The organism is Paradesulfitobacterium aromaticivorans (assembly GCF_054657415.1).
This window is the reverse complement of record NZ_BAAHYT010000004.1, coordinates 1-14166: the sequence shown is the minus strand read 5'-3', so window position 1 is coordinate 14166 and position 14166 is coordinate 1. Positions and strand designations below refer to the sequence as shown.

Below are 14166 nucleotides of genomic sequence, written 5' to 3'. Positions count from 1 at the left end.
GAAAGATGTTGCATACATTAGCAGTGCTCGTCGAAAACCATCCCGGCGTTTTGACCAGAGTGGCCGGGTTATTTGCGCGCCGGGCTTACAATATTGAAAGCTTGTCTGTGTGTCAGACGGAAGACCCGGGCATCTCCCGCATGACCATTGTAGTGGACGGGGATGCCCAGGTCATTGAGCAAGTGAGCAAACAGCTGCACAAGCTGGTCGTTGTGCATAAAATTACGGACTTAACCGGGGAAGCGATCGTTGATCGCGAACTGGCCTTGATTCGGGTGAAAGTGAATAATGAGACGCGCCTTGAAGTGCTCCAGACCGTGGATGTGTTCCGGGGCCGGGTCGTGGACATGGGCCGCACCAACATTACGGTAGAGCTTACCGGGGATGGGGAAAAAATTGACGCCTTCGTGCGCACCGTAAGACCCTACGGTCTCATGGAACTTGTACGCACCGGTAAGATTGCGATTACCCGGTCGGACAACTAGATTATTGTGTGTATTAATGCTTGGGCCTTTGGCCCGAGCATGTTATACTTATAGCATTACAAATTAGGGAGATGAAGTTTTCAATGGCAAAAATGTATTATGATTCCGATGCAAATCTCGATCTTTTTAGGGGCAAAACAATCGCGGTCATGGGTTACGGTAGCCAAGGGCACGCTCAAGCCCAAAACTTAAAAGATTCCGGTCTTAATGTAGTGATCGGACTCCGTCCTGGCAGCAGACGCTGGGAGCTGGCTCAAGAAGCTGGTTTTGAAGTGATGACCGTAGCTGATGCCGCTGCCAAAGCTGATGTCATTCAGATTCTCCTTCCGGATGAGAAACAAGCTTCTGTTTATGAAGCAGAAATTAAGCCTAACCTTGTTGCGGGCAATGCGCTTGTCTTTTCACATGGATTTAATATTCATTTCGGCCAGATTGTTCCTCCTAAAGATGTGGATGTTTACATGGTAGCTCCCAAAGGACCTGGACATCTGGTACGCCGTACTTATACCGAGGGCGCAGGAGTTCCGGCTTTGATCGCTGTCCATCAGGACGCTACCGGCAAAGCCAGAGACATGGCCCTTGCTCATGCTAAAGGAATCGGCGCAGCCCGTGCCGGCGTCCTGGAGACTACTTTCGGGGAAGAGACTGAGACAGACCTCTTCGGCGAACAAGCCGTTCTGTGCGGCGGGGCGAGCGAACTCGTTAAAGCCGGTTTTGAAACGCTGGTGGAAGCCGGATACCAGCCTGAGATCGCTTATTTCGAGTGTCTGCATGAACTGAAACTGATCGTTGATTTGATGTACGAAGGCGGACTCACCCGCATGCGGTATTCTGTTTCCGATACGGCCCAGTATGGGGATCAAGTTGTCGGCAAACGCATCATCAATGAAGACACTCGCAAAGAGATGAAGAAAGTGTTGGCTGAGATCCAAAACGGAGATTTTGCCAAAGCCTGGCTCTTGGAAAACCAAGCCAATCGTCCGGCCTTTAATGCCATTGCCCGTCGTGAAGAGAACCAACTGATCGAAAGAGTCGGCAAGGAACTTAGGGGCATGATGAGCTGGCTGCCAAAACCGAAAGCAGATTAGAGGACTGCGAAGCCGAAGGAAGACACTAGGGGGCTAAAGGATGCGCCGGATTGAGATCTTCGATACCACCTTAAGAGACGGGGAACAGTCTCCAGGAGTGGCGCTTAATGTAGAGGAAAAATTGCAGATCGCCTTTCAATTAGCCAAATTGGGGGTAGACGTACTAGAAGCCGGATTTCCGATCGCTTCACCCGGAGATTTTCAAGGTGTGAGCCGGATTGCCACAGAGGTTCGCACGGTCGGGATCGCCGCCCTCGCCCGCACGCAAGAGCTCGATATTGAGCGGGCTTGGGAAGCCATTAAGGTAGCTGAGTATCCGCGCATCCACACCTTTATTGCGACCTCTCCCATTCACATGCGCGCCAAGCTGCAAAAGTCGCCGGAGGAAGTGCTGGAGCAGGCTGTGCAGGCGGTGCGCTTGGCCAAGTCCAAAGTAAGTGATGTTGAGTTTAGTGCGGAAGACGCTTCGCGTAGTGAAGTGGATTTCCTGGCTTTGATTTTTTCCAAGGTTATTGAGGCTGGGGCTACGGTTTTAAATATTCCGGATACCGTAGGATATGCGACTCCGGAAGAGTTTGCCGCTTTTGTCAAAGAAGTGATGGACAAAACTTCCGGCATCGAGAAAGTAAAAGTCAGCGTCCACTGCCACAATGACTTGGGTCTGGCAGTATCTAACTCTCTCGCTGCCCTTAAAGTGGGAGTGCACCAGCTTGAGTGTACGATTAACGGAATCGGAGAGCGGGCTGGGAATGCTGCCCTGGAAGAACTGGTGATGGCCCTTAGGACGAGGCGCGACCAGTATGGGATAGAAACCGGGATTGTCACGACTGAGATTGCGCGCACCAGTCTTCTTGTTGCTCGTTTAACCGGGATGATGGTGCAGCATAATAAGGCGATTGTGGGGAAAAACGCGTTTGCCCATGAATCCGGGATCCATCAGGATGGAGTGCTCAAGGAGCGTCTGACTTACGAGATCATGTCTCCTGCTTCCATCGGACTTGACGTGGATTCGATTGTTTTAGGCAAGCACTCCGGCCGCCACGCTGTGCGTCAGCGCTTAAGCGAACTCGGACTTGAACTTGATGAAAAGCGGTTTGAGGAGATGTTTACCCGCTTCAAGGTCTTGGCTGAACGGAAGCGGGAAGTGACGACGGCTGATTTGTTCTCTTTGGTTGAAACATCCGGCACGGAAGATCAGATTGCCCTTGACCATTTTCAGGTGGCAAGCGGTACGCACATGGCGCCAACAGCAACGGTTGGGCTTGTGTACCGGGAGCAGGAGTATAAAGATGCCGCTTGCGGGGACGGCCCGGTGGATGCAGCTTTCAAAGCGATCGATAAGGTGCTGGGCACGAAAGGAAAGCTTATGCACTACTCCCTGCAGGCGATTGACGGCGGAGAGGACGCCCAAGGGGAAGTTACGGTCGCCGTCCAGTTCGGGGAACATCTTGTCGGGGGCAGGGGAGTAAGCACTGATATCATTGAAGGCAGTGTCAAAGCTTATCTCCAGGCTGTTAATCGCGCAGTTGAAAGAGGATGGATTGAACTCTCTAAGTAGAGATTTGGGAGAAGGGAGATGATAGGGATGTCGATGACCATTACAGAAAAAATTATGGCGAAACATGCAGGGTTTGAGGAAGTGGTGCCAGGGCAACTCATCACCGCCAAACTTGATCTGGTTTTGGCTAATGACGTTACGGCCCCGGTTGCTGTTAAGGAATTTGTCAAGTTCGAAGTAGACGATGTGTTTGACCGGAGCAAAGTGGCCCTGGTGCTGGACCATTTTACCCCGAATAAAGACATTGCCTCGGCTGAGCAAAGTAAGCAAGTACGAGAGTTTGCGCGCCGGCACGAGATTGAGCACTTCTATGATGTGGGTAAAGTCGGGATTGAACACTGCCTCTTACCGGAGCAAGGGCTTACTTTGCCCGGGGATTTGATTATCGGGGCTGACTCCCATACTTGTACGTACGGCGCTTTAGGAGCTTTTGCCACGGGAGTCGGGAGCACCGATTTGGCGGCAGCCTTGGCGACCGGAGAAGCTTGGTTCCGTGTGCCGGAGTCGATTAAATTTGTGTTCCACGGAACGAAGTTCCAGCCGTGGGTAAGCGGCAAGGACTTAATTTTGTATGTTATCGGCAAGATCGGGGTGGACGGTGCCCGCTATCAGTCGATGGAGTTCACTGGGGAAGGGATTTCCGCTCTCTCCATGGACAGCCGCTTTACGATGTGCAATATGGCGATTGAAGCCGGTGCCAAAAACGGCATTATTGCTCCGGATGAGAAAACTTTTGCTTACCTGGAAGGACGCTCTGCGCGTCCGTATACGGTTTACACCAGTGATCCGGATGCCAAGTATGCTCAGGTGTTTGAGTTTGATGTCGCTGATATTCCGCCTCAAGTCGCTTTTCCGCATTTGCCGGAGAACGCGAAAGCTGTCCGGGAAGCGAGCGGCATTAAAATCGATCAGGTCGTGATTGGGTCCTGCACCAACGGACGCATGGAAGATCTGCGCATCGCTGCGCAAATCCTGCGCGGCAAAAAAGTGCATCCGCATGTGCGCACGCTCGTGTTCCCGGGTACGCAGGAGATTTTCCGCCAGGCCATGCGCGAGGGGATTATCGATACTTTGATTGAAGCCGGAGTGGCTGTAAGCACCCCGACCTGCGGGCCGTGCCTGGGCGGACACATGGGGATTTTAGCCAAAGGGGAGCGCGCCCTGTCCACCACTAACCGCAATTTCGTGGGGAGAATGGGCCATCCGGGAAGCGAAGTTTATCTGGCTAACCCGGCAGTGGCTGCTGCTTCTGCGATTCGCGGGGAAATTTCGCATCCAGAGGAGGTGGTCTAAGATGGGTAAAGCCTGGAAATTCGGTCATGACATCGATACGGATGTCATTATTCCGGCCCGCTATCTTAATGATTCCGATCCCGAGCATTTAGCCAAGCACTGCATGGAAGACGGGGATATTTCTTTTGCTGAGAACGTACAGGCCGGAGATATTTTAGTGGCCGGCAAGAACTTTGGCTGCGGCTCTTCCCGTGAGCATGCTCCGATTGCCATTAAGGCAGCTAAGGTTAAAGTTGTAATTGCTGAGTCCTATGCCAGGATCTTTTACCGTAATGCTTTGAATATCGGGCTTCCGATTTTGGAATGCCCGGAGGCTGTACCGGGGATTGCCGCCGGAGATGAAGTCACAGTTGATCTCGAAAGCGGCAAGATCGAAAACCTGACGCAAAAGACAAGTTTTCAAGCGCGTCCTTTCCCACCGTTTATGCAGGAGCTGATTAATACGGGCGGCTTGATACCCTATGTGCGGGGGAGGAAGAAAAATGCCTAAAGTTGTGGTTTTACCCGGTGACGGCATTGGTCAGGAAATCGTGCCTCAGGCCATGCGGGCCGTGAAAGCCGTCTTAGCGGATTCTCCGCTCAAGCTCGAGTTTGAAGAGCATTTGGCCGGGGGCGCGGCGATTGACGCTGTGGGCAAGGCTTTGCCTGCGGAGACCCTGGCAGCCTGTAAAGCGGCAGATGCTATTTTGCTCGGTGCGGTCGGGGGACCGAAATGGGATACTCTCCCGGCGGCAGAGCGTCCGGAAATGGCGGCACTTTTGCCTTTGAGGAAACATTTGGGTCTGTATGCCAACATTCGTCCGGTGCGCATGCTTCCTTCTCTGATTCACGCTTCCACGCTCAAACAGGAAGTCATTGAAAATGTAGATATGGTCGTGATCCGGGAACTGACCGGAGGGCTTTATTTCGGGGAAAAAGGCCGCAAGGAAAATCCGCGCGCTGCCTATGATGTGATGATTTATAACGAGGAAGAGATTCAGCGCATTGTGCGCTTTGGCTTTGAAACGGCGCGTAAGCGCAGTAAGAAGCTGTGCTCGGTTGATAAGGCCAATGTCATTGAAACCTCCCGTTTCTGGCGCGAAGTGACCCTGGAGGTCGCCAAGGATTACCCGGATATTGAGCTGACGCATATGTATGTGGACAATGCCGCGATGCAGTTAGTGCGTTATCCCAAGCAATTCGATGTGATCGTGACGGAGAATATGTTCGGGGATATTCTCACTGACCTAGCTTCCATGCTCGGCGGCTCGATTGGGATGTTGGCTTCAGCCAGCCTGAATGGGCAAAAAGGCTTGTACGAGCCTGCGCACGGTTCGGCTCCGGATATCGCGGGCAAGAACCTGGCTAATCCTCTGGCAACGATTTTGTCCGGGGCGATGATGCTCAGGTATACTTTTGGCTTGGAACCAGAGGCTCAGGCGATTGAAAAGGCTGTGGAAAAGGTATTGAATGACGGCTTCCGCACCGGTGACCTAGCTCAGCCCGGAGATAAAGTCCTCGGCACGGTTGAGATGGGAGACAAGGTGCTGGAGGCTTTAGGGAAGTAATTAAAAACAAAAAGTATAAACTGTTGATGACCGGTCCGGCGGTACTTCCTGCTTCAAGAGAGGGAAACAGATGGTGCGAGTTTTCCAGGCAATGAGACCGCAACCCAGCCGCGAGATGCTGATGATGAATCGGACGGAGTCCCGCCGTTAACGGGAGCTGTGGCTTAATCTTTGATTGGGCTATGGTATTGTGAGTCGGTCACTTATTGTGACAATTAAGGTGGTACCGCGAAAGACTTCTTTCGTCCTTATATAGGATGGGAGAAGTCTTTTTTGAGTTAGACACTTTGCCGCGATGATGAGATAATAACGGTAGATGTGAAGATGGCTTAAGGGGGAAACGGAATGCAGGGAAAAATTGGGTTTGTCGGAGCCGGTAATGTGGCCGAGGCAATTATTAAAGGATTAACCAGCGGGCAAAGCCCTGAGATAAGAGTGACTAACCGTTCTAAGCAAGAGCGCCTTTTAGAGCTGCAACAAAAGTATCGGGTGATCCCGGCTGAGCTGGCTGAGGTTGTACAAGCTTCAGATGTTATAATTATTGCAGTTAAGCCAAAGGATATTGTGGAAGCACTTGTAGAAATGAAGAAACTCCCGTTTGAGGGGAAATTGTTTATTAGTGTTGCCGCTGGTATCCCTCTGAAGACGATTGAGAAACATTTGCCTGGTGCAGCGGTTGTGCGCACGATGCCTAACACTGCGAGCGCAGTCCTGCAATCTGTTACAGGGATAGTCAGGGGGAGCCTAGTAAGTGAGGAACAGGGGCATATTGCAGAAGGGATTTTCAGCACGGTTGGCAAGGTGCTTTGGCTTGAAGAACATAAAATGAATGCTCTCACTGCTGTCAGCGGAAGCGGGCCGGCTTATTTTTACCTTTTTACTGAGCTTTTGCTTAAGGCTGGAATTGAGCTGGGACTATCTGAGGAGGAAGCAGAAATCCTTGTGCGCCAAACTTTGATCGGGGCCGGGCAAATGGTAGCCACAAGTGGGAAGGCACCTGGACGCCTGCGGGAAGAGGTAACTTCTCCGAATGGGACCACCTTTGCTGCGTTGCAGGTGTTCGAGCAAGCTGACTTAGGAGAAATCGTCTTGAAGGCAGCAGAAGCTGCTGCCAAGCGCGGAGAGGAGATGGAAGGAGAGTATGCGTGGTGAAGGCTGAGATCAAGCAGGGACTGGATATGAAAGGAGAGTACACCTGTTGAAAGCTGACATCAAACGGCTTGTACTAAAGATTGGAAGCAGCGGACTTAACCATCCCCAAGGTGGTTTGCATGATGCGGCCCTGGCTGAGATCGTCGATTTGATCGTTGAGTTCAACAGTCATGGGGTGGAATGTGTCTTAGTCAGTTCCGGGGCGGTAGCTGCCGGGATGGGGCAGTTAGGGCTTACTTCCAGGCCAAGTGATGTGGCAGGCAAGCAGGCCGCTGCTGCGGTAGGCCAGGGAGTTTTAATTGAAAAGTATGCCCAGCATTTTGAAAAGCACGGGATGGTCTGTGCGCAGGTGCTTTTGACGCGCACGGATTTAGCCGATGCTTCACGTTACCGCAATGCTCAGAATACGTTGGAAAGGCTGCTGCGTTTTCACGTGGTGCCGATTATCAATGAAAATGACACGGTAGCGGTTGAAGAGCTCTGTTTTGGGGATAATGACCGTTTGTCGGCTTTGGTGGCGGGATTAATCCATGCGGATTTGCTGGTGATTCTGACGGACGTTGATGGGCTTTATACAGCTAATCCGAAAAAAGATTCATCTGCCCGCTTGGTCGAAGAAGTACAGGAAGTATCCGAAGTAATGGGGATGGCCGGAGGAGTCGGTTCCCAACTGGGAAGTGGGGGCATGATCACAAAGATCAAGGCTGCGGAGATCGCCACCCGTTTCGGAATTGGGATGTTGCTTTTGAATTCCGTGCGCATGCCGGAACTCAGTGGTGTTTTACACGGGCAAAGGCCGGTGGGAACATATTTTGTGCCCTCCAAGCACCGCTTGGTCGGGCGCAAACGCTGGATCGCCTACGGGGGGCTGTCTGAAGGAAGTATCATCGTGGATGACGGGGCTGCCCGGGTTTTAACGGAAGAGGGTAAGAGCCTGCTGGCTAAAGGGATTACGGGGATCCAAGGAAGCTGGGATCGTAAAGAGCTTGTGCGGATTGTTAACAGTGAAGGGCAGGAGATCGCCCGCGGGTTGTCTGAATTAAGCAGTGCGGAAGTGGAACGCGTGAAAGGGCTGCACTCTGAGCAGATGTTGAAGCTCATTTCTGGCCTTGAAGGAGAAGAGGTTGTGCACCGGGACAATATGACGTTAATGGGGGAGCCGGGGGCAAGGTGAGATTGCGACGCGCGATTCTTCGACGCAATGAATTAAGATATGTAGGGAGGGGTATGTAATGGATTTTTTTCCTGAACTCATAAAAATTGGGGAGCGAGCCAAGCAAGCAGCGAGAAAGCTTGCGTTTGCAGGCACGGAGAGTAAGAACCAAGCTTTACTAGCGATGGCCGAAGCTTTGCTCGTACATGAGGAGGAAATCTTACAGGCTAATGCCAGCGATGTAAGTGCAGCGGAACAGAAAGGTTTGAAGACAAGCCTGGTCAACCGCCTGCGCCTTACTACTGAGGGTATCAAAGACATGAGCCAAGCTTTGCGGGAAGTCGTTTCTTTGCCTGACCCGGTTGGGGAAGGGGAGTTCTGGACCAGGCCTAACGGTTTAAGAATTCAGCAGACGCGCGTTCCGTTAGGGGTGGTGGCTATGATCTATGAGGCTAGGCCTAATGTTACTGTCGATGCGGCTGCTCTCTGCCTGAAATCCGGCAATGCGGTGGTTTTGCGCGGCGGGTCGGAAGCAATCGAGAGTAACAAAGTTTTAGCGCGCGTAATTGCGGAGGCGGCAGAGAAAAGTGGAATGCCGGAAGGCTCAATTCAGCTAGTTATGGCGACGGACCGCGAGTGGGTCAATCAACTGATACGCATGAATGGGTATGTTGACGTTATTATTCCACGGGGAGGATCTGGTCTGATTCAGACTGTGGTGCGGGAAGCAACTGTGCCGGTTATTGAGACCGGCACTGGAATTTGTCATGCTTTTGTGGATCGTGATGCAGATTTTGAGAAAGCAGTGCCCATTGTGGTCAACAGCAAGACGCAAAAACCTGGAGTTTGTAATGCACTTGAGACGCTGTTGGTCGATGAACAGGTTGCACAAGAATTCCTTCCAATAATGGGTGAGGAATTACTTAAGCACAAGGTGGAGATCCGTGGCTGTGCTAAGACCAGAGAGATTCTGCCTTATGCTGCTGAGGCGACTGAAGAAGATTGGGCTATGGAATATCTCGACCTGATTATAAGTGTGAAGGTTGTAAAAGATCTTGATGAAGCCTTGGACCACATTTACCGGTACAGTACTAAACACTCGGAAACGATAATTACAGAAAACTATTCAAGAGCCCAGCGCTTTTTGCGCGAAATCGATGCCGCTGCTGTGTATGCAAATGCGTCTACCCGTTTTACAGACGGAGGAAGGTTTGGTTTTGGCGCGGAAATAGGAATCAGCACCCAGAAGCTGCATGCTCGCGGACCTATGGGACTGCGCGAATTGACCACGGTCAAATATATGGTGTATGGGGATGGCCAAATTGTCAAGTAGACAAAAACTCCCGCTTGGCGGGAGTTTTTCAAGCAATTAGCCGTAATTTTGGGGTAAAATTTATTGACGGTTTTATTCAGCGGTTTTACTTTGTTGCTCAGCGTTTTCGCATTTTTGTTCTTTGGGAACATGTTTGTGGTTAATAGTCTTCTCAATCCGGGTTTTGAGATTGGCTTTTATTTTGTCGGCCTTCTCAGGAGTTAGTTTTCCGTCCTTAACGGCTTGGTCAATTCTCGCTTCCATTGAAGTTTGCATTTTTGCTGCAAGATCCGCTGACGCAATTCCTTTTGCTTGGGCTATTTCTGCTAAAGATTTGCCGCTTTTTAGTTCTTCTTTGAGGGTAGCAGAATCAACCCCGAGAATCGATTGCAGGTCATTCCAGTTTCCTTTGTGACCATGTTCTTTGGAATGTTTGTGGTGAAGCTGTTGAGTTTTAACCGGATCGATTGTGTTCTTATTATAAGAAGAAGGATTTGAATCTGCGAAAGCTATACTTGTTGCACCTAACGCCAGAGACAATGAGATAACCGCTGTTAACGCCAAATTTTTTACCTGCACGCATAATCACACTCCTTTTTTCGTTTTGATTTTAATCTTTTCTGGAAACAAAAGTGGACTGTGCTATAAACCAATATACGGCTAACCTACATTAGTATTAGCTGTTTTGGACTAATTATTTGTAATCATATTGTCAGCCATCTCTCTGATCCTTTCTCTTCGGGTAAAATCAATTTCTCCCAAAAAACATCTCAGCCGGTTTTGCCACTCCTTTTCATTTTCCGTGATGTGCAGGCTTGAGTCTATAGTATATTTGGGTAACTTTTTTAAGAGAAGGGCAAGTTCCATATCCCCCAGTGATTGAAAAATCTCGGCAAATTCATCGTCAAAGATACAGTACCCTTCGAGAAGGTCAACTAAATCGGCAAAGCTATGAATCTCCCTTTGGATGATTGCGATTTTATCTGATACAAATCTACATTCTCTAATCTCATCCACAATACTGCGAAATGATTCATCACTCAGTTTCTCGCCATCCTCAAATTGGAAAACAGGCAGTGGGTCATTTTCCTTGAAACTAATAAATATTGATTCCAATTGGTTGATTTCTAAAGCATTAGTGACTCTTTCCGATAAGTCCAGGACCGTGGCCGCAATATGGTCTTGTAATACCCTATTTAAAATATTAAGCTGTTGGCAGAGTTTTGTTGCTGCATCCTGCAACATAGTATCCAGTTTGGCCTTGGGTAGATTTAATAATTTTTGCTGCAAGTACTGCCTGTCTAATGGTTCAATCTTAAGCTCGAAAGCATTTTTTTTTGCCAAGACTGAGCCGATGGCGTTGGTTAATACCAGCCCGAAGATGTTAATAAGCAGGTCTTGATAATGCTCGTCATAGCTGCGTAATAAACACTCAATATCATACATGGGAAAAAGATTGCAAAACTGATTTTCTAAGAAGAGTTTTTGCAGATAACTGTAGATGTACTCGATGCCGACTAAGTTCATTTGCTCGTTGCTTAAGGGATAATCAATGGAGCCGGGGGTATCGTGGGCAGCAAAATCTATATCATAGGCAGAGAAAAAATCTGGTATTCCATTTTGAATAGTATCGTTATAAGCCTGATTGTCTGTGACAAAGCCATCATGTTGTATTGCGTAAAGCAGTTTGTTGGCATTGCCCATTCGCTCTCGCATCATTTGTTTGCCGCTTCGGTACAGTTCCAATAACGGTTTTTGTTTAAGCGCCTCGATGCTCATGTCGATATCTGGGAAGCTCTTCAAATAGAATCCGATACAATAAAGGATCGAGTGCATGATATTTTCAGCGGTTTCAACTTTCACAGAGCTACTTTCTCCACCTGTAAAGCGCTCGGTTTGTTTAGCCAACAGCTTGATGCTTTGCAGCTGAATACTCTCAAATTCAGAAACAGTGAATAAGTTAAGACGATGGCATTCCTGTAAAAGCGATGGAAAGTAAAATGCCTCATTAAGATTTTCCTTTTGAATTAAGTGTGGTTTACTTAGATTATTCATCAAAACTCTCCTCGATAAAGAATTGTTTAATCTCTTCATAGACGTCATCTATATCTTCATAATCAGTAATTCCATAGCGGATATTTCGGGCCAAGGCTTCTAAGTCCCGGTTTTGCAGCAGTTCAATGGAACCTTGACAGTTTTGATCAAAATACTTCTTCATAAATGAAATTAATTCATCATCACTAATTTCATCAAGTGTTTCATTCTTGAAATAGTAAAAAGTCTCGATTAAATCATTTAACGTGGTGACATAGTTGAATTGAGAAATGAAGGGCGAGTCAGAGAATTTCATAATCAGTTTATTGATAATACCCCCTGCAAACTCAATACGCCCGTTGCTGCTTAGTGCCACTGCCCGTGTTTCAATTAGTTCCTGGGCCTCAGCTTCGGAAAGAATTAACCCATAGCGGGCTGTTACTTCATTGCATTTTATAAGTTCACTAATTGCCAGTTTGTTTATGATAGAAGTTGGAATCAACATAAAATTAGTCGCCATCTTTTCACCACCCTAAAATTATTTCTCTAAAGGTATTGACAAAGGGAATTATGCGTGATATAGTATAGTTAGATCTCATCTTTGACAGTTAAAAACTATAAAAAGCTTGAAAGCCCTGTATTTGCAAGGTGTTCAAGCTTTTTTTGTATTTTAAAAAAGTGAGTAATTTTTTTATTTCTTAGTCGTGCTTAGAATTTTTTTCATCTGTGTCTTTTTTATAATCTCGAAATCTGTTCGAAAGCAGAAAGATTCATGCAGAGCATCTGTAAAATCAGTTCTTGTGTAGGTCGGTATATATCCCTCGCCCTTGATCTCATAGAAATTCATTTCTCTCAATCCGTTGACGATTTCACTGCATGTAAACTTATTTCCTAGTTTCTTTTCCAATAATCGATAAATGATGAGGGCCATAAAGCAGGTAGTAAAATGTGCTTTAATTCTATCTTCGCGACTTAAGTACACTGGTCGGGCTTTAAACTCGCTTTTCATGATCCGGAAACATTCTTCAATCTCCCAGCGCCGCTGGTTAATTCGGATGATTTCCTGAGCACTACCTTCGAGGTTCGTGCAAACGGCATAAAATCCGTCATAGGCTTCTTCGGCAACGATGGTTTCGTTATTTAAGGCATAGAGTTCATTGTCGGCTATTTCGCCATCAGACGTACAGCTGGTTTTCTTGATAAAACGTTTATAGTCGTTCTGATTGCTTTTTGAAATTTTAGTCGGATTCGAATCAAGTAATTTCTGAGCACGTTCGATTTGTGAATTACGAATTTGACGTTGATAGTTTTTATACTTGATGGAGTAAGTGACAATAAGTTTTTGTTCTAGGCCATTTTCTTTAATCCAGCGTTCTTTGAAGAAGCATTTGTCTTTATAGGTTTCCTCGTCAAGCTGGGCGATATCATAAGTTTTATCATGATCTGCAAGATGCCAGTCTTTTGAATCAAGAGACCATTCTTTTAAATGCTTTTTTAGTTTTTTAATCGATTGGGTCGTGATAAATGCGCGTTCGCCTTCGTTGTTGAACCTTCTGTTCTTTTCAGAAGCCAGTCCGGCATCTGTACAGACAACAAATTTGGAAAGTTTAAAATCGGAAAGTATTTTTTGCTCTAAGGGTTTAAGCGTAATCTGTTCATTCGTGTTGCCGCTGTTGAGATTAAAAGCAAGAGGAATACCGTCTCCATCCATGAACAGACCCATTTGGATGATAGGGTTCGGTCGGTGTTCTTTTGAAGCGCCATACTGTTTAAGGCCTTCTTCTTGCTCGATTTCAAAGAAATAATTGGTACAGTCATAATAGAGAATACCCGTGTTTCTCTTTGAAATTTTGAGGCTGTTGCTATAAAGAGAAGACTGAATGAAGTCCATTTCTTTGGAAATGACTTCAAGTGCTCTGTACACATGCTGCAATTCAAAGTCAGTTTGTTCAATGAACTTTGAGGAATGCTTGTAGGTAGCGAGTTTGGAAGAAGGAAAAAGGATCCGTCCGTAAAGGAGCCGTGACAGTATAGCATTCAGATCAAAAAAGAACTTATACTTTTTTGATATCTCAGCGGAAACCTTATGAAGATTGAGTTCGTGATAGATCTGCTGGAGAAAAAGATAACCACCGTTGAAGAAGTGTTGTTGATCCTTGGAGATTACTTTAGATGGAGAGTATTTAACGATGACTTCTCGCGATTGCTCTTTCTCTTTTTTGTTAAGGTCTTCTATGTATGATTTAGCCCATTCAATAGGATCTCGCCCATTTAGTTTTTGCTGTAATTCAGCAAGCGTCCCTAACTTTTCAACAACTTTTGTGGAACGCCTACCGTTCTCGTAAATAGATTGTATGACATAAAGCGAAGTAGCATTTTTAGACTTGGATATACTAAGTCGCATAGTAACAATCTCCTCCAATCCCTTACATTATAACACATTACGCTAAATTACGCACTAAGGATTGGAGAAAATTTGACATTTTTCCAATAAAAAAAGCCCTGTTTTCAAGGCTTGTAGAAATTTCTATATAAGCGCAAGTG

13 protein-coding genes are annotated in these 14166 nt (G+C 47.4%); 9 read left to right on the top strand and 4 right to left on the bottom strand.

Going from position 1 to position 14166, the window contains the following annotated elements; genetic code table 11:
- Window positions 1–5 precede the first annotated feature (5 nt).
- From ilvN to ACYQ2N_RS00610, 9 genes are all read left to right on the top strand, one after another.
- Entirely contained in the window at window positions 6–485 is a 480-nt protein-coding gene (gene ilvN / locus ACYQ2N_RS00650; protein ID WP_459996817.1) for an acetolactate synthase small subunit, read from the top strand.
- Between the two features lie 83 nt (window positions 486–568).
- Window positions 569–1573 (top strand): ketol-acid reductoisomerase, encoded by a 1005-nt coding sequence (ilvC, locus tag ACYQ2N_RS00645; RefSeq protein ID WP_459996815.1) that lies wholly within the window; start codon window positions 569–571, stop codon window positions 1571–1573.
- A 40-nt stretch (window positions 1574–1613) separates the two neighbouring features.
- Window positions 1614–3131 carry a 2-isopropylmalate synthase gene (locus ACYQ2N_RS00640; protein ID WP_459996814.1) on the top strand — a complete coding sequence of 506 codons (1518 nt, stop codon included), beginning with the start codon at window positions 1614–1616 and terminating at the stop codon, window positions 3129–3131.
- Window positions 3132–3158: 27 nt separating this feature from the next.
- Window positions 3159–4424, top strand: coding sequence for a 3-isopropylmalate dehydratase large subunit (leuC, locus tag ACYQ2N_RS00635; protein ID WP_459996811.1), 1266 nt, complete (start codon window positions 3159–3161; stop codon window positions 4422–4424).
- A gap of 1 nt (window position 4425) precedes the next feature.
- Window positions 4426–4914, top strand: coding sequence for a 3-isopropylmalate dehydratase small subunit (locus ACYQ2N_RS00630; protein ID WP_459996809.1), 489 nt, complete (start codon window positions 4426–4428; stop codon window positions 4912–4914).
- On the top strand, window positions 4907–5971 hold the full coding sequence (gene leuB / locus ACYQ2N_RS00625; RefSeq protein WP_459996807.1) for a 3-isopropylmalate dehydrogenase: 1065 nt from the start codon (window positions 4907–4909) through the stop codon (window positions 5969–5971). Before ACYQ2N_RS00630 ends, leuB begins: the two co-directional genes overlap by 8 nt.
- Window positions 5972–6316: 345 nt before the next feature.
- Entirely contained in the window at window positions 6317–7123 is an 807-nt protein-coding gene (gene proC, locus ACYQ2N_RS00620; RefSeq protein ID WP_459996805.1) for a pyrroline-5-carboxylate reductase, read from the top strand.
- Window positions 7124–7169: 46 nt separating this feature from the next.
- Window positions 7170–8297: a glutamate 5-kinase gene (gene proB, locus ACYQ2N_RS00615; RefSeq protein ID WP_459996803.1), complete on the top strand. Its 1128-nt coding sequence runs from the start codon at window positions 7170–7172 to the stop codon at window positions 8295–8297.
- A gap of 58 nt (window positions 8298–8355) precedes the next feature.
- Window positions 8356–9609: a glutamate-5-semialdehyde dehydrogenase gene (locus tag ACYQ2N_RS00610; RefSeq protein WP_459996801.1), complete on the top strand. Its 1254-nt coding sequence runs from the start codon at window positions 8356–8358 to the stop codon at window positions 9607–9609.
- Between the two features lie 72 nt (window positions 9610–9681).
- Here ACYQ2N_RS00610 and ACYQ2N_RS00605 read toward each other — a convergent pair whose 3' ends face one another.
- The 4 genes from ACYQ2N_RS00605 to ACYQ2N_RS00590 all read right to left on the bottom strand — a co-directional run bounded on the left by ACYQ2N_RS00605 (window position 9682) and on the right by ACYQ2N_RS00590 (window position 14026).
- Window positions 9682–10167, bottom strand: coding sequence for a hypothetical protein (locus ACYQ2N_RS00605; RefSeq protein ID WP_459996799.1), 486 nt, complete (start codon window positions 10165–10167; stop codon window positions 9682–9684).
- Between the two features lie 111 nt (window positions 10168–10278).
- Complete coding sequence (locus ACYQ2N_RS00600) at window positions 10279–11643, bottom strand: DUF6179 domain-containing protein (protein ID WP_459996798.1); 1365 nt, start codon at window positions 11641–11643, stop codon at window positions 10279–10281.
- Entirely contained in the window at window positions 11636–12142 is a 507-nt protein-coding gene (locus ACYQ2N_RS00595; RefSeq protein WP_459996796.1) for a DUF6323 family protein, read from the bottom strand. Before ACYQ2N_RS00595 ends, ACYQ2N_RS00600 begins: the two co-directional genes overlap by 8 nt.
- Before the next feature lie 171 nt (window positions 12143–12313).
- The gene (locus ACYQ2N_RS00590; protein ID WP_459996793.1) at window positions 12314–14026 is read right to left on the bottom strand and encodes an IS1634 family transposase; all 1713 of its coding nucleotides are present in this window, start codon (window positions 14024–14026) and stop codon (window positions 12314–12316) included.
- Window positions 14027–14166 lie beyond the last annotated feature (140 nt).